At 57.6% G+C, this 23158-nt stretch carries 26 protein-coding genes; 11 read left to right on the forward strand and 15 right to left on the reverse strand.

Going from position 1 to position 23158, the window contains the following annotated elements; translation table 11 throughout:
* Nucleotides 1-25: 25 nt before the first annotated feature.
* The 4 genes from AC2FHW_RS05565 to AC2FHW_RS05580 all read left to right on the forward strand — a co-directional run bounded on the left by AC2FHW_RS05565 (nt 26) and on the right by AC2FHW_RS05580 (nt 4651).
* Nucleotides 26-433, forward strand: coding sequence for a cupin domain-containing protein (locus AC2FHW_RS05565; protein ID WP_496821563.1), 408 nt, complete (start codon nt 26-28; stop codon nt 431-433).
* 85 nt (nt 434-518) lie between these two features.
* Nucleotides 519-2915 carry a phenylalanine--tRNA ligase subunit beta gene (gene pheT / locus AC2FHW_RS05570; RefSeq protein WP_496821565.1) on the forward strand — a complete coding sequence of 799 codons (2397 nt, stop codon included), beginning with the start codon at nt 519-521 and terminating at the stop codon, nt 2913-2915.
* 263 nt (nt 2916-3178) lie between these two features.
* On the forward strand, nt 3179-4138 hold the full coding sequence (locus AC2FHW_RS05575) for a hypothetical protein (RefSeq protein ID WP_496749974.1): 960 nt from the start codon (nt 3179-3181) through the stop codon (nt 4136-4138).
* Between the two features lie 63 nt (nt 4139-4201).
* Nucleotides 4202-4651, forward strand: coding sequence for a YtoQ family protein (locus AC2FHW_RS05580; RefSeq protein WP_271948554.1), 450 nt, complete (start codon nt 4202-4204; stop codon nt 4649-4651).
* 36 nt (nt 4652-4687) lie between these two features.
* Here AC2FHW_RS05580 and AC2FHW_RS05585 read toward each other — a convergent pair whose 3' ends face one another.
* On the reverse strand, nt 4688-5386 hold the full coding sequence (locus AC2FHW_RS05585; RefSeq protein ID WP_496821567.1) for a glutathione S-transferase family protein: 699 nt from the start codon (nt 5384-5386) through the stop codon (nt 4688-4690).
* A 134-nt stretch (nt 5387-5520) separates the two neighbouring features.
* Here AC2FHW_RS05585 and mscL point away from each other — a divergent pair, with 134 nt between their 5' ends.
* Nucleotides 5521-5949 carry a large conductance mechanosensitive channel protein MscL gene (gene mscL, locus AC2FHW_RS05590; RefSeq protein WP_142635318.1) on the forward strand — a complete coding sequence of 143 codons (429 nt, stop codon included), beginning with the start codon at nt 5521-5523 and terminating at the stop codon, nt 5947-5949.
* A gap of 98 nt (nt 5950-6047) precedes the next feature.
* Complete coding sequence (locus tag AC2FHW_RS05595) at nt 6048-6857, forward strand: mechanosensitive ion channel family protein (RefSeq protein ID WP_281995264.1); 810 nt, start codon at nt 6048-6050, stop codon at nt 6855-6857.
* Nucleotides 6858-7051: 194 nt separating this feature from the next.
* On the opposite strand, the gene ald is transcribed toward AC2FHW_RS05595, so the two are convergent.
* A complete protein-coding gene (ald, locus tag AC2FHW_RS05600) occupies nt 7052-8170 on the reverse strand; it encodes an alanine dehydrogenase (RefSeq protein ID WP_271948547.1) in 1119 nt (372 codons plus the stop codon).
* 136 nt (nt 8171-8306) lie between these two features.
* On the opposite strand from ald, the gene AC2FHW_RS05605 reads away from it, so the two are divergent.
* The gene (locus AC2FHW_RS05605) at nt 8307-8765 is read left to right on the forward strand and encodes an Lrp/AsnC family transcriptional regulator (protein ID WP_142635322.1); all 459 of its coding nucleotides are present in this window, start codon (nt 8307-8309) and stop codon (nt 8763-8765) included.
* Between the two features lies 1 nt (nt 8766).
* Here the strand turns inward: AC2FHW_RS05605 and AC2FHW_RS05610 are convergent, their stop codons facing one another.
* A complete protein-coding gene (locus AC2FHW_RS05610) occupies nt 8767-9606 on the reverse strand; it encodes a CPBP family intramembrane glutamic endopeptidase (protein WP_496821569.1) in 840 nt (279 codons plus the stop codon).
* 276 nt (nt 9607-9882) lie between these two features.
* On the opposite strand from AC2FHW_RS05610, the gene ppk2 reads away from it, so the two are divergent.
* Nucleotides 9883-10800: a polyphosphate kinase 2 gene (gene ppk2 / locus AC2FHW_RS05615; protein WP_496689073.1), complete on the forward strand. Its 918-nt coding sequence runs from the start codon at nt 9883-9885 to the stop codon at nt 10798-10800.
* Between the two features lie 58 nt (nt 10801-10858).
* On the opposite strand, the gene AC2FHW_RS05620 is transcribed toward ppk2, so the two are convergent.
* A complete protein-coding gene (locus tag AC2FHW_RS05620; protein WP_496813613.1) occupies nt 10859-11986 on the reverse strand; it encodes a CAP domain-containing protein in 1128 nt (375 codons plus the stop codon).
* Between the two features lie 267 nt (nt 11987-12253).
* Complete coding sequence (rpsU, locus tag AC2FHW_RS05625) at nt 12254-12460, reverse strand: 30S ribosomal protein S21 (protein WP_005614280.1); 207 nt, start codon at nt 12458-12460, stop codon at nt 12254-12256.
* Between the two features lie 111 nt (nt 12461-12571).
* Here rpsU and AC2FHW_RS05630 point away from each other — a divergent pair, with 111 nt between their 5' ends.
* Together AC2FHW_RS05630 and AC2FHW_RS05635 are read left to right on the forward strand one after the other, a co-directional pair.
* Nucleotides 12572-13264, forward strand: a complete 693-nt coding sequence (locus AC2FHW_RS05630) for a COQ9 family protein (protein ID WP_271948538.1) — start codon at nt 12572-12574, stop codon at nt 13262-13264.
* A 62-nt stretch (nt 13265-13326) separates the two neighbouring features.
* Nucleotides 13327-14313: an NAD(P)H-quinone oxidoreductase gene (locus tag AC2FHW_RS05635; protein ID WP_271948536.1), complete on the forward strand. Its 987-nt coding sequence runs from the start codon at nt 13327-13329 to the stop codon at nt 14311-14313.
* A gap of 9 nt (nt 14314-14322) precedes the next feature.
* Here AC2FHW_RS05635 and AC2FHW_RS05640 read toward each other — a convergent pair whose 3' ends face one another.
* Complete coding sequence (locus AC2FHW_RS05640; protein WP_142635334.1) at nt 14323-15180, reverse strand: DUF2189 domain-containing protein; 858 nt, start codon at nt 15178-15180, stop codon at nt 14323-14325.
* 195 nt (nt 15181-15375) lie between these two features.
* Between AC2FHW_RS05640 and AC2FHW_RS05645 the strand changes: the two genes are divergently transcribed.
* Entirely contained in the window at nt 15376-16359 is a 984-nt protein-coding gene (locus AC2FHW_RS05645) for a quinone oxidoreductase family protein (RefSeq protein ID WP_271948533.1), read from the forward strand.
* A 44-nt stretch (nt 16360-16403) separates the two neighbouring features.
* Here the strand turns inward: AC2FHW_RS05645 and AC2FHW_RS05650 are convergent, their stop codons facing one another.
* The 9 genes from AC2FHW_RS05650 to AC2FHW_RS05690 all read right to left on the reverse strand — a co-directional run bounded on the left by AC2FHW_RS05650 (nt 16404) and on the right by AC2FHW_RS05690 (nt 23124).
* A complete protein-coding gene (locus AC2FHW_RS05650) occupies nt 16404-16937 on the reverse strand; it encodes an outer membrane protein (RefSeq protein WP_271948532.1) in 534 nt (177 codons plus the stop codon).
* Nucleotides 16938-17198: 261 nt separating this feature from the next.
* Nucleotides 17199-17675 (reverse strand): YHS domain-containing (seleno)protein, encoded by a 477-nt coding sequence (locus tag AC2FHW_RS05655; protein ID WP_271948672.1) that lies wholly within the window; start codon nt 17673-17675, stop codon nt 17199-17201.
* Between the two features lie 216 nt (nt 17676-17891).
* Nucleotides 17892-18728, reverse strand: a complete 837-nt coding sequence (locus tag AC2FHW_RS05660; RefSeq protein ID WP_496821572.1) for a fatty acid desaturase — start codon at nt 18726-18728, stop codon at nt 17892-17894.
* Nucleotides 18729-18793: 65 nt separating this feature from the next.
* On the reverse strand, nt 18794-19336 hold the full coding sequence (locus AC2FHW_RS05665; protein WP_496676669.1) for a GbsR/MarR family transcriptional regulator: 543 nt from the start codon (nt 19334-19336) through the stop codon (nt 18794-18796).
* An 81-nt stretch (nt 19337-19417) separates the two neighbouring features.
* A complete protein-coding gene (gene plsY / locus AC2FHW_RS05670; protein ID WP_142635346.1) occupies nt 19418-20026 on the reverse strand; it encodes a glycerol-3-phosphate 1-O-acyltransferase PlsY in 609 nt (202 codons plus the stop codon).
* On the reverse strand, nt 20026-21306 hold the full coding sequence (gene pyrC, locus AC2FHW_RS05675) for a dihydroorotase (protein ID WP_496821574.1): 1281 nt from the start codon (nt 21304-21306) through the stop codon (nt 20026-20028). Before pyrC ends, plsY begins: the two co-directional genes overlap by 1 nt.
* Entirely contained in the window at nt 21303-21689 is a 387-nt protein-coding gene (locus AC2FHW_RS05680; RefSeq protein ID WP_142635350.1) for a hypothetical protein, read from the reverse strand. Before AC2FHW_RS05680 ends, pyrC begins: the two co-directional genes overlap by 4 nt.
* Nucleotides 21674-22192: a hypothetical protein gene (locus AC2FHW_RS05685; RefSeq protein WP_496821576.1), complete on the reverse strand. Its 519-nt coding sequence runs from the start codon at nt 22190-22192 to the stop codon at nt 21674-21676. Before AC2FHW_RS05685 ends, AC2FHW_RS05680 begins: the two co-directional genes overlap by 16 nt.
* Nucleotides 22189-23124 (reverse strand): aspartate carbamoyltransferase catalytic subunit, encoded by a 936-nt coding sequence (locus tag AC2FHW_RS05690; RefSeq protein WP_142635354.1) that lies wholly within the window; start codon nt 23122-23124, stop codon nt 22189-22191. The genes AC2FHW_RS05685 and AC2FHW_RS05690 overlap by 4 nt, the downstream gene beginning before the upstream one ends.
* Nucleotides 23125-23158 lie beyond the last annotated feature (34 nt).

Here is a 23158-nt window from a genome sequence, read left to right on the forward strand (position 1 = left end):
CCATCTGACCAAGGAGCCTTGCCCGATGAAACCCCTGCTGGTGACCGCCGCGATCCTGACCGCAACCTCTGCCCTAGCGCGTGATGCCTATCCGCCTGTTGATGTGTTGCTGCAAACGGACAAATCCGTGATCGGAGAGGCGCTGGAATACCCGGACGGCACGCCGCAGATCACCATGGCCATCATTACCATGCAGCCGGGTCAGCTGACCGGTAGTCACCGGCATAATGCTCCGCTGATGGCCTATGTGCTGGAAGGGGAAATCACTGTCGATTACGGCGCGGCGGGGACAAAGACCTACAAAACCGGTGATGCCTTTGTCGAAGCGTTCCGATCCCCGCATGTGGGGGCGAATACTGGCGAAAGCATCGCGCGGATTTTGGCGGTGTTTGCCGGATCGGATAGCGTCGCCAACACAGTTGCCGAACAGTAGGTGATCATGTGGCACACGGCCTCTTTCCCCTTGTCTGAATATCCGTTACACGCGGGCTGACCCAAGATTATGCGGAATACGACCGATGAAATTCACCCTTTCCTGGCTCAAGGATCACCTGGACACTGACGCGTCGGTCGATGAGATCGCCGAAACGCTGACCGATCTGGGGCTCGAAGTCGAAGAGATCGTCAATCCGGCGGACCGACTGGCGGGCTTTACGCTGGGAAAAGTGACCCATGCCGAACAGCACCCTGATGCCGACAAGCTGCGGGTCTGTACGGTTGCGACGGATGAGGGTGATCTGCAGATCATCTGCGGCGCGCCCAATGCGCGCGAAGGCATCACCGTCGTGGTCTGCAAACCGGGCATGTATATTCCGGGCCTGGACATCACCATCAGCGTCGGCAAGATCCGCGGTGTCGAAAGCTTTGGCATGATGGCCTCGGAGCGCGAGCTGGAGCTGTCGGAAGAGCATGATGGCATCATCGAGCTGCCCTCGGGTGAGGTCGGCGATCAGTTCGTTGACTGGCTGGCCGAGAATGATCCCGCAAAGGTCGATCCGATGATCGAGATTGCGATCACCCCGAACCGCCCCGATGCGTTGGGCGTCGCCGGGATCGCGCGCGATCTGGCGGCACGCGGGGTCGGCACGCTGAAAGAGCGCGACTATGTGCCGGTGCCGGGCGATTTCGTCAGCCCGATCAAAGTGACGATTGATGATGACACGCTGGACGGAGCACCGCATTTTACCGGGCGTCTGATCAAGGGTGTCAAGAACGGCCCCAGCCCGCAGTGGCTGCAGGATCAGTTGAAGGCGATCGGCCTGCGTCCGATCTCGGCCTTGGTGGATATCACCAACTATATGACCTTCGACCAAAACCGTCCGCTGCATGTCTTTGATGCGGACAAGGTTCAGGGCAACCTGCGCGTACATAGGGCCAAGGGCGGCGAAAAGCTGGTGGCGCTGGACGAAAAGGAATACACGCTGCAACCCGGCATGATGGTGATTTCGGACGACAACGGCCCGGAATCCATTGCAGGGATCATGGGCGGCGAAGAAACCGGCTGTATCGAGGATACCGTGAACGTCTTCCTCGAAAGCGCGTTCTGGGATCATGTGCAAATTGCACTGACAGGCCGGGCGTTGAAAATCAACTCGGATGCGCGGTACCGATTCGAGCGCGGCGTCGACCCGGAATACACGCTGGAAGGATTGGAACATGCAACGCAGATGATCCTGGATATCTGCGGTGGCGAGGTCTCTAAAGTAGTTGAGGCAGGCAAAGCACCAAACCATGCGCGATCCTACAAGTTGGACTCGGCCCGGGTGCAATCGCTGGTCGGGATGGTCATTCCCGAAAGCGAGCAGCGCCAGACCCTGACCCGTCTGGGTTTCCGCCTTGAAGGCGAGATGGCCCATGTCCCCAGCTGGCGCCCCGATGTCATGGGCGAGGCTGATCTGGTGGAAGAGGTCGCACGAATTGCCTCCCTGACCAAGCTTCAGGGCAAGCCGCTGCCGAGGGTCACTGATGGCATTCCGAAACCGGTTATGACAGCCACTCAGCGCCGCCAGTCGATGGCGCGCCGCACCTGTGCCGCATTGGGTTATAACGAATGCGTCAGCTATACATTCATTGATCAGGCATCTGCAGCACTGTTTGGCGGTGGCGATGAAGCGACGCAGTTGGAAAACCCGATTTCGTCCGAGATGAGCCATATGCGCCCCGATCTGCTGCCGGGGCTGTTGCAAGCGGCGGCCCGCAATCAGGCGCGCGGCTATGCGGATGTGGCGCTGTTTGAAGTTGGCCCAGTTTTTCACGACGGCGAGCCAGGCGATCAGAAAATCCAGATTACCGGCCTGCTAGTCGGTCGCGACGGCCCCAAGGATGTGCATAGCGCCACACGCCCGGCGGATGTGTTCGACGCCAAGGCAGATGCCGAGGCCGTTTTGGCCGCCATCGGCGCACCCGCCAAGGTTCAGATCCTACGCGAGGGCGACGCCTGGTGGCATCCGGGCCGACACGGCAAAATTTGTCTGGGTCCGAAAAAGGTACTGGGCGTTTTCGGCGAGTTGCATCCGCGTGTGTTGCAGGCGATGGACATCAAGGGCCCGGCGGTGGCTTTCACTATCTGGCCGGATGAGGTGCCTCTGCCGCGTAAATCCGGGGCGACCCGCGCGGCGCTGGAGCTGCGCGATCTGCAGGCGGTCGAGCGTGACTTTGCTTTTGTCGTCGATGAAGGCGTCGAGGCACTGGCGCTGGTGAATGCCGCTGCCGGGGCCGACAAGGCGCTGATCGAGGATGTGCGCGTCTTTGATGAATTCATTGGCGGCAGCCTGGGTGAGGGCAAGAAATCTCTGGCCATCACTGTTCGGCTGCAGCCAACAGATGTGACCCTGAAAGAAAAAGACATCGAAGCGGTGGCCGAGAAGATCATCGCCAAGGTTTCCAAGGCAACAGGCGGCGTTCTGCGCGGCTAACGCGACCGTAATCCAAATGCAAAGCGCGCCAATTGGCGCGCTTTTCTCGTTTCTCAGACGCCAGTGTTGCCGTGCTGCAACGTCCCTGCGTCCTGAAAATCCAGGGGTTGAGTGGAATCACCCCCTGGCCGTAAGTCCAGCCCCCTGATGCAATCACAATCCGGAGTCTGCCAGATGCCAGATCCCAGCCTCGCAAAAGCAATGCCCAAACCCTGATTGCCCGCCAACTGACCGGCGGGCCTGTTTCCCGTTGGAGAGTTGTCATGAAACGCCAAGACATCTCGATGATCCGGCAGATTCTGCCGGAAGAGATGCCATTCTACTATTATACCGACCGGCAAAGCCCCTGGTTGCTGTGCCAGTCAATGGAGGCCGAAATGTCGGTTTCGGATCTAAAGCAATCGGGGCTGTCCCGTTTGCTGGCGCGTCCTTTGCTGAAACCCATGATCGCGCGGTGCGGTGGGGTTTTGCGGAGGCACGATGTGCTGGCCGTGGCCCATGCGGATCGCGCCGTGCGTCTGAAGGGGCTAAGCCCTGCGGCGTTCCATGGTTTAGAAGCGGTCTATCAGTCCGAATGGCTGGATTTCTGCCTGAGCTTTGAGCGCTGGTCTGGTGAACAAACCACGCGCAAGGCGCATAACCTTGTGGTGCAGTTGGGCTTCCCGACCGAGCATGCCGAGCTGTTGTGGAAATTCGAACAGCGCGCGGCGGTGGGTGCGTTCCAAAGCTGTTGGCACCCGGTACGCACGCATGGCCGTCCGACTCTGGCCTGGTGCCGCTTGGATATAGATTTAACAAGTGGCTTTTGTCTGATTGAAGAAATTCAGTCCGACTGGTTGCGCTTTGTCGGCCATGCCCGGCGTCGACTGCAATGCCGGGCGCCCCGGTCGCGTGAGTTGCGTCTGACGCGTGAATACGAGCAGGCGCTGCAGCAGAAATATGCGAAAATATGGGCCGAGGTCATGATGTTGGCAGTGTTGGTGCTGCTGCGCGACGAATTCGCCATTCGCGAAGTCTGGATGCACCAGCCAGAACCGGGCGCGCAGCTGAAAGGGATCACCTGGGGACGGTTGCCGCCTCGGTCGATCTATACCCGTTTGCCCCGCAGTTTCGGGTTCGAGCCAACATCCGAGATGCCGGGGTTTCTGGGAAGCAAGCAGCGCAGCGCGGCCCGTAAGGCAGTTCCCAACGGGCAGCCGGTGTTTTGGCGGCTGGCTTTCTGAGCCCCCCCTTGGGTCAGGTCCATTTTGTCTTTAGGGTCGCCAATAAAATCAAAGGAGAAATCAATGGGCCTGAACGTCTACCTGTCCGGAGAGATACACACCGACTGGCGCGAGCAGATCATTGACGGGGCGAAAGGGTTGGACATTTCGTTCAACAGCCCTGTCACGGTTCACGAAGCCAGCGACGATTGCGGCGTTGCAATTTTGGGGTCCGAGCCAAACAAGTATTGGCATGACCACAAGGGTGCGATGGTCAATGCGATCCGAACCCGCAAGGGCATTTCAGACGCTGATGTCGTGGTCGTCCGCTTTGGCGATCAATACAAGCAATGGAACGCAGCCTTTGACGCGGGATATGCGGCGGCTTTGGGCAAGTCGATCATAGTAGTGCACGGGCCAGATCATCAGCACGCGTTGAAAGAGGTGGATGCAGCCGCCCTGGCTGTTGCTGAACATCCCTCGCAGGTGGTGGATGTGCTGCGGTATGTTCTGACGGGTAAGCTTCCAAGCTAAATGGATGGGGTGAGGTATTGCCTCACCCCACACGTGTTAACCTGGGGAAGGAATCTGCAGCCCGCGCTGAACGGCGGGACGCGCAAGAAACCGATCAAGATAAGGTTGGAGATTTGCGTACTCATCCCAGCCAACAATGTCTCGGGCACCATAAAAATCCAACCCGCGCAGCCAGGGGACGATTGCAATGTCGGCGATCGAGTAGTCCCCGGAGATCCATTCCTGACCATCAAGTTGATTGTTCACGACATTCAACAGCCGCTTTGCCTCGTTGAGATAACGCTCACGTGGGCGCGGATCTTCGATCTCTTTCCCGGCGAATTTGTGGAAAAAGCCAAGTTGCCCAAGCATGGGACCAATTCCACCCATCTGGAACATGAGCCATTGGGTAATGCGATGTCTGTCGCTTTGTGTCTGGCCCATGAATCTCCCTGACTTCTCGGCCAGATACAACAGGATCGCACCGCTTTCAAACAGGCCCAGGGGATGTCCATCAGGACCGTTCGGGTCAATGATTGCAGGGATTTTGTTGTTTGGGTTCAGCGACAGGAACTCGGAGCTTTTGACATCCGCATCCGCAAGCGTGACCAGATGCGCCTCGTAGGGCAGGCCGGTTTCCTCAAGCATGATCGAGGCTTTGACGCCATTAGGCGTCGGATAAGAATAGAGCTGAATGACCGAAGGGTCTTTGGCGGGCCATTTGTTTGTAATGGAATAAGACGCAAAATGTGTCATGGGGTCTCCTGAATAAGCCGATTGGGGAAAAATAGTCACGATTTCCCATAAAAACATACATTTTATAGTGCAATTAGCGCACAGTTGCCGTGCGTTTAGGCGCATAAAAATGACAACAGGGAAAGAGGGAAGTTATGTTCCAGGAGTTCAAGACATTCATTGCCAAAGGCAATGTTATGGATATGGCGGTGGGTATCATCATTGGAGCCGCATTTACCGCAATTGTTACGTCGCTTGTTGGCGATCTGATCAATCCATTGATTGGTCTGTTCACGGGTGGGGTTGATTTCACCAACAACTACTCCGTTCTGGCCGGTGATGTCGCCGAAGGGGCGAGCCTGGAAGCGGCGCGGGAAACCGGTGCTTCTGTTTTTGCATATGGTGCGTTCATCATGGCGATCATCAACTTTCTGATCATCGCCTGGGTGGTTTTCATGCTGGTCAAAATGGTGAACCGGGTCAAAGAGGCGGCAGAAGAGGAAGCTCCGGCGGAAGAAGAAGCGCCAGCCGGGCCAAGCGAGCTGGACATCCTGATGGAAATCCGCGACGCACTGAAAAAGTGACTCCTGCAGTTACGGCAGAAGAGGACCCCACCAGATAGGTGGGATTCAATTAACGATCTGAAAGCAGAAGGAAACCCGAATTGGAGCAGACGATGGAAATGGCAAATCAAGCCATGGATATGGCAAATGGCTATGTGCCAATCTTGATGAGTGCGGGCAAGGCTCTGATTGTTCTGATATTGGGCTGGATTGCGGCAGGTATGATCGCTGGGGTTGTTCGCCGCCGTATCAACAAAACGCCCCATATTGATCCGACGCTGGGCAATTTTGCCGCCAGCATGATCAAATGGGCCATTCTGGCCATGGTAATTGTGGCTGTTCTGGGCATCTTCGGGATCGAAGCAACCAGTATCGTTGCCATTTTGGGTGCTGCTTCGCTGGCCATAGGCCTGGCGCTGCAGGGTACACTTAGTGATCTGGCGGCAGGCGTGATGTTGGTTGTCTTCCGGCCGTATAAGCTTGGCCAATATGTCGACATCGGCGGAACAGCCGGAACTGTCAAAGATCTGAATCTGTTCACGACCGAACTCGTGACCCCCGACAATGTGCAGATCATTGTACCCAATGGCCAGGCTTGGGGGTCAGTTATCACCAACTACTCGGCACACGAGACGCGTCGTGTAGATTTGGTGTTTGGTATCGACTATGGCGATAGCGCGGATGAGGCGATGAAAATCATTTTGGACCTCGCAATGGCTGACGGGCGCATCCACGGCGATCCCGAGCCCTGGGTGCGGGTCACAAATCTGGGGGACAGCTCGGTCGATCTGACGGCGCGCTTGTGGTGTGCCGCTGTCGATTATTGGGATGTCAAATTTGAAATGACCAAAGCAGTCAAAGAAGCGTTTGATGCAAAAGGCGTTTCGATTCCATACCCGCATTCGGTCGAGATCCAGAAACAGGGATGATGCTCCCGCCCGTCGCTCGGGCATTGAAATACCCTCCTCCGGTTGGGCCCGGCGCCGCGCTAATCGCGCGGCGTCGTTGTTTTTGGTGCCCCGTTCAACGCTGTGAACAGGTCACGCCGCTACGAAGAGGCGGCGCTATGCCCAACGCTGCAAACGCCCTCGGGTGAGGGCGCTTCAGGGGTTGGAGGCTTCCGTCAGGATTTGATGACGACGTTGGGGGATACCACGTCAATCCCAAGCGCTTTGCCAACCGCATAATAGGTGAGTTGGCCGGCGTGAACGTTCAAGCCAGCCAGCAGGTGCGGATCATCCTGACAGGCCTGTTTCCATCCTTTATCTGCCAGTGCTAGCATGAACGGCATTGTGGCGTTGCCCAGTGCTATTGTTGATGTTCTTGCAACCGCGCCGGGCATGTTGGCCACGCAGTAATGCATGACGCCGTCAACTTCATAGATCGGGTCCGCATGGGTTGTGGCCTTTGAGGTTTCAAAACAGCCGCCCTGGTCGATGGCAACATCCACAAGAACCGCGCCGGGTTTCATGGTGGACAGCTGCGCGCGCGTCACCAGTTTCGGCGCTGCAGCACCCGGAATCAGCACAGCGCCAATCACCATGTCGGCTGTCTGGATCAGCTCCGCGGTCGCACCTGCAGTTGAATACTGGTTCTTGAACTGACCGCCGAACACGTCGTCCAGATAACGCAGCCGGGGCAGGGACCGGTCCAGTACCGTCACATCCGCGCCCATACCTGCGGCGATCTTGGCGGCATGGGTGCCGACGACGCCCCCACCGATAACCACAACTTTTGCTGGACCAACACCGGGGACGCCACCCATCAGCACTCCGCGGCCGCCATTGGCCTTTTGCAGCGTCCAGGATCCGACCTGTGGTGCCAGACGGCCCGCAACCTCGGACATGGGTGCAAGCAGGGGCAGACCTCCATTTGCATCGGTCACTGTCTCATAGGCGATAGCCGTACAGCCCGATTCCAGCAGGTCATGGGTCTGATCCGGATCCGGGGCCAGATGCAGGTAGGTGAACAAAAGCTGCCCTTCACGCAGCATCTTGCGTTCGCCCGCCTGGGGTTCTTTGACTTTGACAATCATCTCTGCGGTGGCAAAAACTTCTTCTGCACTGTCCACGATGCGGGCACCTGCGGCGACGTAATCATCGTTGTCAAACCCGGCGCCAATGCCAGCTCCGTTTTCGATTATCACGTCATGGCCACGAGACACCGCCTCTTGTGCGGCGTTGGGCGTCATGCCGACACGGAATTCCTGCGGCTTGATTTCTTTGGGGCAACCGATTTTCATTAGGTCTCTCCGTTCCTAAACTGCCTAAATAATGGGCGGTTTCGGGTGCAATTTCTGTGAAACTCTGCCCGCATTCCGGCTTTTCTTCGGGAAAATCTTCGCTACAATGGGTAAAACCCGCAAAGGAATTGCGTGGATGAGCCTTGATACGACAGATAGAAAGATTTTGGCTGCCTTGCAGCGGAATGGTCGTATGTCGAATGCTGAATTGTCCGAGCAGGTGAATTTGTCGCCTTCGGCCTGCCATAGGCGGGTACAGAGGCTTGAGGCCGATGGCTATATCCGCAACTACGTTGCCTTGTTGGACGCGCGCAAGATGAATGTGCCAACAACGGTGTTTGTCGAGATCACCTTGCAGGGCCAGGCCGAGGAAGTACTGGAGGCCTTCGAAAAAGCTGTTGCGCGGATCCCGGATGTTTTGGAATGCCACCTGATGGCAGGAACTGCGGATTACATCCTGAAGGTCGTTGCCGAAAACACCGAGGATTTCGCCCGCATCCATCGCCAATATCTGTCTCGACTTCCAGGCGTGGCGCAGATGCAAAGTTCATTCGCGCTTCGGACTGTGTTCAAGACGACGGCGTTGCCGGTTTAACCTAGGCTGGGCTGGGATAGGTGAAAATCACCAGATGCGCCGCGTTAAAGGCGAAATGCATCAGAACCGGAACCCAAAGCCGTCCTGTCGCGTAATATCCCAGGCCACATGCCGCGCCAAGAAGGGCTGCAAAGACAACCAATGCAGGTCCACCTGCAAAATGTGCAAGCCCGAAAAGCAGGCTGGTCGCAGCAATCCCCGCAGCAGCCCCCAGGCGTTCGGAAAGTGCTGATTGCAGATAGCCACGGAAAAAGGCCTCTTCCGTGAGGCAGGTCAGAAACAGGTTGGAAAGTGCAAAGATCATCCACCAATGGGGAAGGGTGAACTCTGGCCGGATGGCACCGACTGAGAGGCCCAGTAGAAACAGGGCCGGCAATGCGACCAGCCCGACCGCCAGCGGCGATTTGCGTATATACGCTACTCCATCATTCATGCGTGGCCAGGCCAGAAGGACGGCGAACAGGATCAGAGGCTTGTCCAGGTTCAGGTACATCGTGAAATCGGTGCTGCCCGGACCGGCATGAACCCGGTCCAGTACCAGTAGGTTATGAAAGCCCGGAACCAGATGTGCGCCCATGGCCAGGCACCACAGGATCAAGGCGATATGTCCAACAAAGGAAAACGCACCGTTCAAACCGCGTAGCATCAACGCTCCGGTAAGACCTGCTGACGCAATAGCTGCGGCAAAGGGCGTGACCAGACCCAAGGTCAGAGCAATCAAGCCAAAACAGGTCAGCAGAACGAACCCCAAAGACCATTTCCCTGAAACAGCGCATATCTGCGCGGCGATCAGGATAAACCAGGGCCAAACAACCGGCAGAACAGATATGAAATGCGCCACGGCCCCTCTCTGAAATGACCTGTGCTTTGATGCCCTCAGAACACTCGGGCTGGCAAGTCATGTTAACAGGCTTCATACAAGCTGAAGTAGGGGTGGCTCTGGCGATTGAATGATCCAGCCGAGCGGAAATGCCAAGTTTCCGAATTCCTGGGGCAGTGATCTTGCTGACCCCGGCAGATAAGCTTAGAAAAAGGCTTTCATCTACCTCTGTGATGACATCAGGCGGTTACACGCGCCTGATAGGGTCCTGACCCGTTAATTGATAAGGAGCAGACCTTGACCGACGAATTTAACCATGCACCAAAAGACTGGCTCGAAGCCGAGTTGGAAGACGCGCTGGACGAAGATTTTGAGATCGAATTCAGCGAGCCCATGCTGTCGGTGGAAGTGCGGAAGATCTACAAGGATCAGCATCCCGACATGCTGGATCGCAAGGTCTATTTCCGTAACTTGCTGCGACTTCAGGCTGAACTGATCAAGGTGCAGGACTGGGTGCAACATACCGGTGCCAAGGTCTGTATCCTGTTTGAAGGCCGGGACAGTGCTGGCAAGGGTGGGGTGATTAAGCGGATTACGCAGCGTCTGAATCCGCGTGTTGCCCGGGTGGTTGCTCTGCCGGCGCCCAGTCGTCGTGAGCAGAGCCAGTGGTATTTCCAGCGTTATGTTCCGCATCTGCCCGCCGCCGGTGAAATCGTTCTGTTCGATCGGTCCTGGTATAACCGTGCCGGGGTCGAAAGGGTGATGGGGTTTGCCAGCAAAGATCAGGTTGATCAGTTCTTTCAGGACGTTCCCGAATTCGAACGGATGTTGGTTCGATCCGGGATCATCTTGCTGAAATACTGGTTCTCGATCACGGATGAGGAACAGCAGCTGCGATTCCTTATGCGGATTCACGATCCTATGAAACAGTGGAAACTGTCCCCCATGGATCTGGAATCCCGTATCCGCTGGGAGGCCTATACCAAAGCCAAAGAGGACATGCTGTTCCGTACCAACATCCGCGAGGCGCCCTGGTACATCGTCGAAGGCAACGACAAAAAGCGTGAGCGCCTGAACTGTATTGAGCATCTTCTGACCAAGATCCCCTATACGGATGTACCGCAGGAAAAAGTCGATCTCCCGGATCGCAAATATAATCCGGAATACGAACGGCGTGTTCTGCCGGACGAGCTGTACGTGCCCAAGATTTACTGATCACGAAAAACGCCCCCGGATTCCGGGGGCGTGGCTTTAGTTTTCGCTTGTCCGGCCTTCAGAACACAAAGTCGTCTCTGGCCAGGTCCGATAACAAGGTATCTTCTAGTGTCAGGGTGTGGCCGTTACCGGCATCGATGATGACGTCATTTCCGGATTGCGAAATGTGGTTCTTCATCAGATCGTTATACCCAACGATAGACTTGGCCTGCCGGAGGTTGACGATATCCTCGTCGGTGAAATCCGTCACAGTATCCGCGCCCTTGGTGAAGTAGAATTGATCCACTCCGGTGCCACCGGTCATGACATCTGCGCCATTACCACCAAGCAATTTATCGTTGCCAGCGCCACCGATAAGAATGTCGTTGTCCTGCCCGCCTTTAAGCACATCGTTTCCGGCGCCGCCGTCCAGCTGGTCAATGCCATAGCCACCTTTCAGAAGGTCTTTGCCATCACCCCCATTCAGGTCGTCATTATCAGCTCCGCCAACCAGAGTGTCATTTCCGCCTTCGCCGTTCAGGGTGTCGTCGCCGGAGCGGCCAAGCAGCTTATCTCGGCCGCCGCCACCAACCAGGCTATCATCACCGCCGCGCCCATCCAAAAGGCCAGACTGTCCGGATTTCAAAACGAACCAGTCATCCGCAGCAGTGCCGATCTTGCCAGCCCTGACGTCCAACTGCCCCGAGGGCGGTGGAGGTGTGGAACCACCGGAACCACCCGAACTGCTGGTATCAAGCTGCAAAGGCGCAGAGGTCCGTGCAAAGTTCTGGGTCACCATGATGGCGTTCCAGCCGTCATAGTTTCCGACCTCAATCCCAATTCCGATAACGGTCACGTTGGCGTCCAGAATATTCGCGCGATGGCCGGAACTGTTCATCAGGCTGTTGTGCAGATCCTGAACGTCATCCGACAGCCCCGGCGCACCGCGGACACTCTGCCATGCGATGTTTTCAGTCGCACGCCAGCTTCCGGAGAATTCGAAGCCCGCATCTTCCATTCTGTCCGATGGTCGCGAACCTCCGGCGCCGGTATGGCTGAACTTATCGACGTTCAGCATCCACTCGCTGTGATCTTCCGCCGCTGCGTTCAGCCGAAGCTCAAGCTTGACCGGTTGTAAGCCCGCCTTTGCCCGCTCTGCATTGATCAATGCGAGCATCTGCCGCTCTAGATCGCTGGCCGTTGACATGATTCTGCCTCCAATAGATTGCGTTATTTTGGCGGGACATTAGTGGCGAGAACTTGGCGACGAGAAGACACAATCGTGCCGCTCGGGGTTGGTGGGCAGATCGCCACCGGAAGTTGAATCTGAGTTCGCGATTTATCGCGCATTGACGCGGGGTTGCGTCAGCCAGTCGCGAAAAAGCGCGCAACGTCACCCTGAAAACGACAAACCCCCGGGCGATGCCTCGGGGGTCGTCAAATAGTGTCATCCAAAACTGGACGAGGAAGGTGCTTAGAGCAAACCTTCGCGCTGTGCTTTCTTACGTGCCAGTTTACGGGCACGGCGGATCGCTTCAGCTTTCTCGCGCGCTTTTTTCTCGGACGGTTTCTCGAAATGTTGCTTAAGCTTCATTTCGCGGAACACGCCTTCGCGCTGCAGCTTTTTCTTCAGGGCACGAAGCGCCTGATCGACGTTATTGTCGCGAACACTAACCTGCATGTGGTTGTCACCACCTTTCTAGATAGAGTTGCAAGGAAATTGCAGGAATTGGCCGTATAGCAAAGCACCTCTATCTTGTCTAGTACTGGTCCTGATAACCGGAGAACCGCCATGACCACCACCTATGAAGACGCCAAGCAGCAGCTTTTGGATGCGATGCTGACACATGTTCCCTTCGATGGCTGGTCGGAAACCAGCTTTCGCGCGGCGATTGAAGAATGTGGAATGGATGACGTTCTGGTGCGTGCGATTTGTCCGCGTGGTGCCGTTGACCTGGCGTTGACATTTCATGCGCGCGGGGACGCAGTGATGGCAGATCGCCTTAAAACTGAGGATTTGGGCGATATCAAATTCCGTGACCGGATCGCTGCTGCCGTCCGCTTCCGGCTGCAGGCCGTGCCGGATAAGGAGCTCGTGCGCCGGGGTATGACCATGTTTTCGCTGCCAAGCCACGCGGCTGATGGCGCAAGGGCAGTATGGCAAACCTGTGATCTGATCTGGGACACGTTGGGAGACACGTCGGACGACGTGAACTGGTACACCAAGCGGGCGACATTGTCGGGGGTCTATTCCTCGACCCTGTTGTTCTGGTTGGGGGACGATTCGCCCGGGAATCAGAAAACGTGGGAGTTTCTGGACCGTCGTATCGACAATGTCATGCAGTTCGAAAAGCTTAAGGGGCAGGTGAGGGACAATCCTCTGTTCAGACCGTTTCTTGCTGTTCCGAATTGGTTGGCCGGGCAGGTTAAGGCTCCGGCTAAAACCCACGGCACGCTTCCCGGATTCCTGACACCGCGCAAGTAGTCCTCTTGCTACTGGGCCTTGACGTTTCAGCCTGCTAGGCATTGGCCAAAGGAGATCTACCCATGACTCAGATGATGCGCGCCGTTGAAATCACCGAACCCGGCGGTCCGGATGTTCTGCAACTGACAGAACGCCCGATGCCCCAAGCTTTGGCCGGTCAAGTGATCCTCAAAGTCGCCTATGCGGGGGTGAACCGCCCGGACGCTCTGCAGCGCGCCGGTGCCTATAATCCACCTCCGGGTGCCAGTGATCTGCCGGGTCTTGAGGCCGCGGGTGAGGTCGTGGCCATCGGGGCGGGGGTCGAAGACCTATCCGTTGGCGATCAGGTCTGTGCCTTGCTGCCGGGCGGCGGCTATGCCGAATATGTGGCCACACCTGCGGCGCATTGTTTGCCGGTGCCAGCGGGGATGGGCCTAAAAGAAGCCGCCTGCCTGCCCGAGACCTTCTTTACCGTCTGGTCCAACGTCTTTATGCGCGGCAGCCTAAAGGCCGGTGAGCGGTTTCTGGTGCATGGTGGTTCCAGTGGTATCGGCACAACGGCGATTCAGCTGGCGAATGCCTTTGGCGCTCGGGTCTTTGCCACTGCAGGCTCGGCTGAAAAATGTGAGGCCTGTGAAAAGCTGGGTGCCGAACAGGCGATCAACTACCGTGACGCGGATTTCGTAGCCGCGATGCGGGCCGAGGGCGGGGCGAACCTGATACTGGACATGGTGGGCGGCGACTATATCCCACGCAACGTCAAGGCGCTGGCCGAGGATGGACGGCTGGTGCAGATAGCCTTCCTTCAGGGGCCCGTGGTCGAGCTGAATTTTGCGCTTATGATGGTCAAACGCCTGACCTTGACTGGCAGTACTCTGCGCCCGCAAAGCGATCTGGCCAAGGCAAAAATCGCTTCGGATCTGCACGAAGCGGTCTGGCCTTTGCTCGAGGCGGGAAAAGTTGCCCCTGTCATGGATAGTGAGTTTGATCTGGCTGATGCGGCGGCGGCCCATGCCCGGATGGAAAGCTCTGGCCATATTGGCAAGATTGTTCTGAAAGTTGCGGGATAAAGCTATGTTTCAGGCCACAGCACGCCGATAGAGATGCCAGGTGGCGTGGCCCAGTACCGGCATCACGACGATCAGGCCCAGCAACATCGGGATCGCTCCGATGACCAGCAGCGCGGCAACGATGAATCCCCAGCTCAGGATGACGCCCGGATTGCGACGCAACACCCGTACGGATGTCACCACGGCGACCGGAACGCCCACTTTGCGGTCCAGCAGCAGCGGAAAGCTGACGACGCTGATTGCCAGGGCGACGAGGGCAAACAGAAACCCAACAGCATGCCCGAACAAGATCATGGTCCATCCAGCGGCGGTGGTGAACACTTGGGTTAGAAAGGCACCCAGCGACGCGGGCAGGTCAGGGCCGAGTGTCTGAACATAGATGCTCTGCGCGACCATCAGCCAGACCAGAAACAGCATGACCATGTAAAACGCCAAAGCCAGAATTGCACCCAGGGAAGGGGACCGGAACACGCCAAACGCATCCAGCCATCCAGCCTCGCCACCTTGTTCTCGTTTGCGGCTGATTTCGTACAGGCCAAGGGCGGCTACCGGACCCACAAGCGCAAAACCACCAACCAGCGGTGCCAGCAGTGGAACCATGTTTGTGTTCAGCCCAATTCCGAACATCAGAAAACCTGCGATCGGATAGATGAGCACCACGAATATCGCATCGGCCCTTGTATCCAGAAAATCGCTGTATCCTGCCCTCAGGCAGGCCCAAAGATCATCCATCGTCAGCGTACGAACCACTGGCAGGTGCCGTGTATCCGCGCTGCCGATATGGCTGATGTTTTCAGCTAGGTGATCCCCGGTTGCACCTATGTTCCGTGCCGCCCAGGTGATCGGATTGCCAATCGTTTTGTCCATTGCCGTCCCCTCCTGCTTTGCGATGTTGCGCAGCGGGGTCAATCCGGCGACTTGTTGCTTTTGGCCGGACCAGCCAGCAACGCCTTGGGTATAGTATAGCACAAATTTTCGCGTTTGGGTTGCGCCTCGCGTAATCGTGTCGATTGCCCTGCGTCACAGGCATGTTAGCTTGGCCTGAGGCTAGAGGAGGACAACATGCAGAAAACGGCACGAACCGTCGTCATCCATGAACACGGCGGCCCCGAGGTTCTGAAGATCGAAGATCGCCCACTTGGTGAACCCGGCCCCGGTGAGGTTCGTATTCGTCATCATGCCTGCGGGCTGAATTTCATTGATGTATATCAGCGCACTGGGCTGTATCCGCTGGATCTGCCTCAGGCTTTGGGCATGGAGGCCGCTGGCGTGATCGATGCCGTCGGGGAAGGTGTAACGCATCTGGAACCCGGGCAGCGCGCGGCCTATGCTGCCTCTCCGCCCGGTGCCTATTGCGAGGCACGGGTCATGCCCGCCGCACAGGTGTGCCCGCTTCCGGATGGAATTTCTTTTGATGCGGCGGCGGCGATGATGCTCAAGGGGATGACAGTCGAATATCTGTTTCATCGAACCACACCGCTGAAACGCGGGGATACCGTGCTGTTTCATGCAGCTGCCGGGGGTGTTGGCTTGATTGCCTGCCAATGGGCCAAATCCGAGGGGATCACGTTGATCGGTACTGCCGGAACCGATGAAAAATGCAGTCTGGCGCAGTTCAACGGTGCCGCGCATTGCATCAATTACCGGACCGAGAACTTTGCCGAGCGCGTCGCGCAGATCACCAAAGGCAAAGGCGTAGACGCGGTGATGGATTCCATCGGGTCGGACACGTTTGACGGATCGCTCGACAGCCTGAAACCGCTTGGCATGATGATCTCGTTCGGCAATGCCTCGGGCCCGGTGCCTCTGATTGATATCGGTATTCTGGCCAAGAAAGGATCGCTCAAGATAACGCGGCCAACGCTCTTCACACATATTTCGGACCACGCGGTCTGTCAGGCCATGGCGCGGCGCCTGTTCAACAAGGTCGAAGGCGGCGAGGTCAAAATCCACATTGATCAGAGGTTCCCGCTGGATCAGGTGGCCGAGGCCCATCGCGCACTTGAGGCGCGCCAAACCACAGGCAGCACTGTTCTTGAGCTGTAAATGAAAGGAACCCGGCGTTTGTGCCGGGTTCCGTCACTGTTTTCTTAGAACCGGTAGGTGGCGCGGGCCTGGATTGTGGTCGCGTCCACATCAATTCCGGTCGAATCGAAATCGTTGAATTCGTGATACAGGATTTCGCCTCCAACGCTGACATTGGGGGCGACAATTTGTTCATACCCAGCGCCGATGAACCAACCATCGTCACTGCCAAGATTGTCAGTACTCGCCTCGGCATAGCCCCCGATACCATATAGCAGCCCCACCGGAGTCACTTTGTATCCGGCGCGTGCTTTCAGGCGCCAAACGTCTTCGACCTCGACGCCGGGGGTCAGTTCAATGCTGGTCCAGTCATAGTCAAAGCCGCCACCGACAACCCAATCCCCCAGATCATAATCATATCCCAACACGATACCACCAATCGCGCCATCACCGTCGACGCCCGAAACATTGGTGTCGATATCGGCATAGCCGACCTGAAGGCCGCCGTAAAAGCCCGTCCAGTTGCCCGAGGATTGCGCCGAGGCGCCTCCGGCCGCAATAGAGGCGATAAAGGCCGCAATAAAAAATCTTCCTGTCATTCTGTTAACCTTTCTTTCGAATTGGTCTTCAGCAAACCTGTGCTGCTCATTTGTACGTGGTATTGCCAGGGCCCGGTCTGACGACCGGATCGCTGTTTTTTGGCTGTTTCCGTACCTGATTTCTGTGCCACTGCCTTGGAGCACTGGCCCGCGTTAATGGGGCTCGTTCCTGTTTGAACAATTAGGGCGAAAAATGGCGGTTTCAAATGACAATCGGCGGCAGGGTGAACTGCCGCCGATCCGGTGTTTTTCTTGGGCGGATTATTGCGCCTGCAATTCCGAAGGGCTCTTGTCGGCGATATCTTTCCAGTTGGTGTCGGCGCGCTCGTTAAAGCCGGGGATGTCGCCTTCCCAGCGTTCCTGAATATCTGCGGACAGATTCAGGTACAGCTTGTTGTCGACGATTCTCCAGTAGTTCGGGTCGCCGTCAAACTTGAAGCCCATCGCGGTGCCGAATGCGCAATAGCCACCATAGGCGGGCAGGTAGGCTTCGGGGTTTTCTTCAAACGCGACTTTGTTTTCTTCCGAGGCAAAGCGGTACAAGGCTTCGTTGTGCAGCGCAGTGATGCGGTAATCGCCCTTGGTGGCTTCGCCAGCGGTGAAGTAAGCGACCGGGTCATAGCCCTGTAGCGCCAGACCGGTCGAACTTGCGTTCAGTTCGACGCCTGCAGCCAGGGTTGAGCTAGCGATGGCAACAGACAGCGCGACGCCGCCGATAAGGGATTTGATCTTGTTCATTGTTTTCACCTTTCGTGAATCGAGCTGCCGGGGGATTCCGTAATTGAGTCTGGGCAACTCTGATTGTTTTGTTCCGTGCGGTCGGTAATTGGCCGCCACGACCCCGAAGTGGGCAGCGTATTGATCACGTTCAAAACAACTAATGGTGATTGTGTGCTGGCAAACGGATCCTGTGCATTTCCGCTCAGGATCCTTGGGTGCGCGTATCAGTAAGGATTAGGGTTCTACCCGGAACCGGCGGGGTTCCAGCCAGCCGATGACCGGCTTGCGACTTGCGGCATATCCTGCAACCGAACGTTCCAGCCGATCCGCGAGAACGGGCAACCGGCTGACAGGAACCTTCGGGAACAGATGGTGTTCGCGGTGGTAGAACATCAGATAGGCCAGCCGCGCCAGCACCCCGCGCTGACTGCGCGCGGCAACGCCACTGTCATGCGTGCCCTGATGGGTTATCCAGACCGCAAACAGGGCGGCAAAGCATTGGGCTGTGCTCATCGCAGCCACGTGCAGCAGCAGGGTTTGCGATCCGCTCAGCACAGCAGCGGCGATCACGGCAAGCACCAGCCCCCAGTCGATCAGGATGCGACGACGGGCCTTGGTGTTGGCGACCCGCCAGGCCGCACGGTTGATGTCGAAGGGAAACCGGGGTCCGTATACCAAGACCTGCGCCAGGGTCATGTGCCCGCAATTCCCCTCGCAATCGCCCGGACCCATGGCGTGTTTGTGATGCAGCAGGTGGCATTGGCAGAAAGCGTGATTAGAACCCAACATAAGCGCGCTGAGCACATGCATCACCAAGGAATCCTGCCGCCGCGACAGCCCGAGATTGCCATGGATCGCTTCGTGGTTCAGGCGCAGGGCGCACAGAAAGAACAGAAAGCTGGCCATAGCACCAAGTGGCCAGAGGGCAGTACTGTAGAGCGTCAGAGACAGCAACAACCAAGGCAGCGGTAGCATCAGTTCCTTGATCTTGTCCCAGCGGTTCAGGGGAACCAGGTCGGCCCATTGGATGCCTTTCGGGGCGCGTTCGGGCGGGCGTTTGGGCTGGATCATGTCATGCTCCTTCTTACATCATATTCTGTGATTTCTGTATTGAGAGAAATTTGGAGGCAAAATTTTTAGGGCGACTTGTCTCCTTGTCCCTTTGGCAGCAGCCGGGCGATGCGTCCGCCAAGTTTGACGATTGCCAGTTGAACGCGGCGAGGTAGACGGTTCACATCGACATACCAGTCGTCGAACATTTGCATGGTTTCTAGCGTCTCATCAATCCGCTGGCGCACTTTGGGCGAGGTGCCGTCATTCTGAGCCTCTTGGGCAACGATACGCAGCGCGGCCAATGTGGGCGCATATTCACGTTCGCGGCGGCCTTCGACCACAGCTTTGGTCAGGTCAAACATGTCCCGGATCGAATGAAAGTGATCGCGCCGGTCACCCAGGTTTCGGCTGGCTTTGATCAGCTTCCAGCCTTGCAGTTCCTTCAGCCCGGTCGAGACGTTCGAGCGGGCCAGCCCGAGCGTTTCACAGATCTCATCTGCAGTCATCGGTTCGGGCGAGATGTGCAATAGCGCGTGGATTTGCGCGACCGAGCGGTTCACACCCCACTTGGTACCCATTTCCCCCCAATGGAGGATAAAGTCGCGCATGGATTCAGTAAGGTGCATGATTGTATCCAGTAATTTCTGTAATAACAGAAATTACAGATAGAAATGATTCGATCAAGAACCAATTAACTCAGGCGGATATCAGGTCTTGGACCCGATCCTGGGTTCGGTGCCAGCTTTGATGCGCGAGATATTGGCGGCATGGCGCCAGTACACAAGCAATGTCAGGACGATTCCCAGAATAAACGTCGACCCGTCACTCAAAACCATGACCCAGGTTGTAGACAGGGACGCTGCTGCAAGGGCCCCAAGCGACGAAATCCGCCAGATGGCAGCGGCCACCAGCCAAGTTATGCAGCAGGCAATGCCCACGCCCCAGTCAAGCGCTAGCCAGAGGCCCAGAAAGGTCGCGACACCCTTGCCACCTTTGAAGCCCAACCAGACTGGAAAACAGTGGCCCAGAAACGCGGCCAATGCGGCGACCTGTACGGCGTCTTCCCCGGCCATGGCACGGGCGAGCAAGACGGCAGCGGCTCCTTTACCGGCGTCAAAGATCAGAGTCAGCGCGGCGGCGGCCTTATTGCCGGTGCGAAGTACATTGGTCGCCCCAATATTGCCCGACCCGATATCGCGCAGATTTCCCAGTCCCATCACCTTGGCGATGATCATGCCAAAGGGGATCGACCCCATCAGGTATCCAATCGCGGCCCAGAGGATCAGCTGGGTCATCGTACTGTCGATCAGGGGCATCAGGGTCTCCGGTAAACTTCTTGGCCTGCCACATAGGTTGCGGTGACCTTACCTTGCATCCTCTGGCCGTCAAATGGCGTATTCTGCGATTTGGATCTAAGCGTGAACCGGTCCAGCACAAAGGGCACATCCGGATCGAACAGAACCAGATCGGCCGGCGCGCCCTCAGACAGGCGACCGCTGTCCAGACCCAGTCGTTTAGCCGGGTTCAGAGCCATCGCGCGGAACAGAGTCGGCAAGTCCAGTTGATCAGAATGGTACAGGCGCAAAGCCGCAGGCAGCAAAGTCTCCAGCGCCACCGCGCCCGAGGCCGCCTCTTCAAACGGGAGGCGTTTGCTTTCTTCGTCCTGTGGCGTGTGCATGGAACTGATCGTGTCGATCAGACCTGCCCGCACCGCTTCGATGACAGCCTGCCGGTCATCTTCCGACCGCAGCGGAGGTTTGACCTTGAAGAAGGTGCGATAGTCGGCCACGTCCAGCTCATTCAGCGTCAGATGGTGGATCGAGGTGCCAGCAGTGATGTCAAGCCCGTTCCGCTTGGCCCGTTCCAGCGCGGGCAGGGCGCGGGCGGTGGTAATCTGATCGGCGTGATAGGCCGCACCGGTCATTTCCAGCAACGCAATGTCGCGGTCCAGCCCCATACGCTCGGCCATTGGGGAAACGGCGGGCAATCCGCGCAAGGCGGCGAATTTGCCGCTGGTGGCGGCGGCGCCAGCGCTCAGCCCCGGTTCCTGAGGGTGGGCGATCACCAGCGCACCGCAGGATTTCGCATAGGTCAGCGCGCGGGTGAACACTTTGGTATCTGCAATGACATGATCACAGTCGGTAAAGGCGACGGCACCGGCATCCAGCAGAAATCCGATCTCGGTCATCTCGCGCCCTTCGCGCCCTTTGGTCAGGGCCGCCATGGGCAGCACGTTGACTGGGGCATCCGCCTGTGCGCGCCGGGTCGCAAATTCCAGCGTTTCCGGCGTGTCCACGGCGGGTAAGGTATCGGGGCGCGTCACGATCGTGGTCACACCGCCTGCCGCCGCCGCCAGGCCTGCGGATTTATAGCTTTCCTTGTGCCGCTCGCCCGGCTCGCAAACCTTGACGCCGAGATCGACGATGCCCGGTGCCAGGCAATGCCCGCCGCATTCGATGACCTGCGCGTCAATCGACGGGGCCGCACCTTCGCCCTTGGCCACGATACGGCCATCAGCCACATGCACCCATCCCTGTGCGTCCGCGCCAGTTTCGGGGTCGATCAGGCGGGCGTTGGTGAAGATCAGATTGCTCATGCCATGGCCCTTTCAATAGCGGTTTTGGTAGCGGCGGGATCTGCCTGATACTTGATCAGGTGCTTGTCCCCGCCTTTTGTGACGATTTGAACAAAGCTACCCATGGTTTTGACAGCCTCGATCTGGTTCAGCGCCACTTTGCGCGGGCCAGGGCCGGTCAGAGTAGTGTCTGTCATTTCCCATGCGGCCGTCAGCTCTTCTGAGGCCAGATACCACGCACGAATGCCGATTGCAGCAAGGCCCGCTGGCGCGCCGGTCCACACATAGGGATTACCGATCAGCCAAAGGATGATCATGGCCCCTGCCATAGCCGCGGCTGCCATCCACGTGTTGGTGCGGATATAGGCCCCTTTGTCGGGCGGGAAAGTCACAGGATCAGCCATAGGGCACCTCCGATAACCAGAAGGATCAGCAGCGCCAGAACCGCAGAGCCCATGCGGCGCGGTTTGTCATTTTGCGGTGCGGATTGCGGCGCCGAATACGGTTTCGCGCTTTCCGTCTCAATCCGGCCACCTGCCCAGCTTGTTGCTTCTTCGGTGTAGAGGCCGATCAGGCGCAGCCTGCGGTCGGGGCGCAAAGCGGCTGTACGACCGCGAAATGCGGCGCTGCGGACCACCAGAACCCAGCCGTCAATCGCATCCAGCGCTGTGTGGTCCAGCTGATCTGCGGACACGTCGCAGCCCTCGGTCAGATAGCCATAGAGGCCTAGGTCTTCGAGGTCCGAGACCGGAAAGACGTCAACCTGTTCGGGATCCAGCCCCGCTACCCCTAGAATCTGATCGACGGCTCCGGGTTCGCGCAGAAACTTGGCCTCCTCCGGGCGCATGTCGAGTGCGAACAGGCGGATAACGCCGTGTTCATGGGATGCGACGGCCAGATCGCTCATGCGGCCTCGCGCAGATTGCGGGCCAGCAGTTCCATCGCAGCCATGCGGACGGCGACACCCATCTCAACCTGCTCCTGAATGACCGAGCGGTTGATATCATCGGCTAGCGTTCCGTCAATCTCGACCCCGCGGTTCATTGGGCCGGGATGCATTACAATGGCATCGGGTTTGGCCTGCGCCAGTTTGGCGGCATCCAGCCCGTAGCGATGATAGTATTCACGTTCCGAGGGGATGAACCCGCCATCCATCCGCTCTCTCTGAAGGCGCAGCATCATCACGACATCGACGTCTTGAAGGCCTTCGTTCATATCGTCATAGATCTCGGCTCCAAACTCGGCAAATTGGCTGGGGACCAGCGTTGGCGGGCCGATCAGGCGAATGCGGTTTTCCATCTTGCCGAGAAGGATCAAGTTCGACCGCGCCACGCGGGAATGGGCAACGTCGCCGCAGATCGCGATGTTCAACCGGTGCAGGCGACCCTTGGCGCGGCGAATGGTCAACGCATCCAGCAGCGCCTGTGTCGGGTGCTCATGCCGCCCGTCGCCTGCGTTCAGTACGGCGCAATTCACCTTCTGCGCCAACAGATCAACCGCGCCGGAATGCGGGTGCCGCACCACCAGAAGGTCGGGATGCATTGCGTTCAGCGTCATCGCCGTGTCGATCAGCGTCTCACCCTTTTTGATCGAGCTGGCCTGCATTGCCATATTCATCACATCCGCACCCAGCCGCTTGCCTGCCAGTTCGAAACTGGCCTGAGTACGGGTCGAGTTCTCAAAGAACATGTTGATTTGCGTCAGCCCCGCCAGCACATCCGAGTGCTTGTTCGGTTGCCGGTTCATCTCGACATAGGTCTCGGCCAGATCAAGAATGGCAGTAATATCGGATTGGGACAGGTGCTCGATGCCAAGAAGGTGACGATGGGCGAAACGCATGGGCGGACTCCTGTCTGACAATCGGCCCGCTTAT

It is taken from the genome of Ruegeria sp. YTSA108 (assembly GCF_059610185.1).

What these genes read in the sequence shown, in the direction of transcription:
- AC2FHW_RS05655 (WP_271948672.1), bottom strand. Translation starts at nt 17,675, where the DNA reads ATGAACAAGATCAAATCCCTTATCGGCGGCGTCGCGCTGTCTGTTGCC.
- pheT (WP_496821565.1), top strand. Translation starts at nt 519, where the DNA reads ATGAAATTCACCCTTTCCTGGCTCAAGGATCACCTGGACACTGACGCG.
- AC2FHW_RS05595 (WP_281995264.1), top strand. Translation starts at nt 6,048, where the DNA reads ATGGCAAATCAAGCCATGGATATGGCAAATGGCTATGTGCCAATCTTG.
- AC2FHW_RS05680 (WP_142635350.1), bottom strand. Translation starts at nt 21,689, where the DNA reads ATGGCTGATCCTGTGACTTTCCCGCCCGACAAAGGGGCCTATATCCGC.
- AC2FHW_RS05630 (WP_271948538.1), top strand. Translation starts at nt 12,572, where the DNA reads ATGACCACCACCTATGAAGACGCCAAGCAGCAGCTTTTGGATGCGATG.
- AC2FHW_RS05575 (WP_496749974.1), top strand. Translation starts at nt 3,179, where the DNA reads ATGAAACGCCAAGACATCTCGATGATCCGGCAGATTCTGCCGGAAGAG.
- pyrC (WP_496821574.1), bottom strand. Translation starts at nt 21,306, where the DNA reads ATGAGCAATCTGATCTTCACCAACGCCCGCCTGATCGACCCCGAAACT.
- AC2FHW_RS05580 (WP_271948554.1), top strand. Translation starts at nt 4,202, where the DNA reads ATGGGCCTGAACGTCTACCTGTCCGGAGAGATACACACCGACTGGCGC.
- AC2FHW_RS05640 (WP_142635334.1), bottom strand. Translation starts at nt 15,180, where the DNA reads ATGGACAAAACGATTGGCAATCCGATCACCTGGGCGGCACGGAACATA.
- AC2FHW_RS05690 (WP_142635354.1), bottom strand. Translation starts at nt 23,124, where the DNA reads ATGCGTTTCGCCCATCGTCACCTTCTTGGCATCGAGCACCTGTCCCAA.
- AC2FHW_RS05605 (WP_142635322.1), top strand. Translation starts at nt 8,307, where the DNA reads ATGAGCCTTGATACGACAGATAGAAAGATTTTGGCTGCCTTGCAGCGG.
- ald (WP_271948547.1), bottom strand. Translation starts at nt 8,170, where the DNA reads ATGAAAATCGGTTGCCCCAAAGAAATCAAGCCGCAGGAATTCCGTGTC.
- mscL (WP_142635318.1), top strand. Translation starts at nt 5,521, where the DNA reads ATGTTCCAGGAGTTCAAGACATTCATTGCCAAAGGCAATGTTATGGAT.
- AC2FHW_RS05565 (WP_496821563.1), top strand. Translation starts at nt 26, where the DNA reads ATGAAACCCCTGCTGGTGACCGCCGCGATCCTGACCGCAACCTCTGCC.
- AC2FHW_RS05660 (WP_496821572.1), bottom strand. Translation starts at nt 18,728, where the DNA reads ATGATCCAGCCCAAACGCCCGCCCGAACGCGCCCCGAAAGGCATCCAA.
- AC2FHW_RS05645 (WP_271948533.1), top strand. Translation starts at nt 15,376, where the DNA reads ATGCAGAAAACGGCACGAACCGTCGTCATCCATGAACACGGCGGCCCC.
- AC2FHW_RS05685 (WP_496821576.1), bottom strand. Translation starts at nt 22,192, where the DNA reads ATGAGCGATCTGGCCGTCGCATCCCATGAACACGGCGTTATCCGCCTG.
- plsY (WP_142635346.1), bottom strand. Translation starts at nt 20,026, where the DNA reads ATGCCCCTGATCGACAGTACGATGACCCAGCTGATCCTCTGGGCCGCG.
- AC2FHW_RS05620 (WP_496813613.1), bottom strand. Translation starts at nt 11,986, where the DNA reads ATGTCAACGGCCAGCGATCTAGAGCGGCAGATGCTCGCATTGATCAAT.
- rpsU (WP_005614280.1), bottom strand. Translation starts at nt 12,460, where the DNA reads ATGCAGGTTAGTGTTCGCGACAATAACGTCGATCAGGCGCTTCGTGCC.
- AC2FHW_RS05635 (WP_271948536.1), top strand. Translation starts at nt 13,327, where the DNA reads ATGACTCAGATGATGCGCGCCGTTGAAATCACCGAACCCGGCGGTCCG.
- AC2FHW_RS05650 (WP_271948532.1), bottom strand. Translation starts at nt 16,937, where the DNA reads ATGACAGGAAGATTTTTTATTGCGGCCTTTATCGCCTCTATTGCGGCC.
- AC2FHW_RS05665 (WP_496676669.1), bottom strand. Translation starts at nt 19,336, where the DNA reads ATGCACCTTACTGAATCCATGCGCGACTTTATCCTCCATTGGGGGGAA.
- AC2FHW_RS05585 (WP_496821567.1), bottom strand. Translation starts at nt 5,386, where the DNA reads ATGACACATTTTGCGTCTTATTCCATTACAAACAAATGGCCCGCCAAA.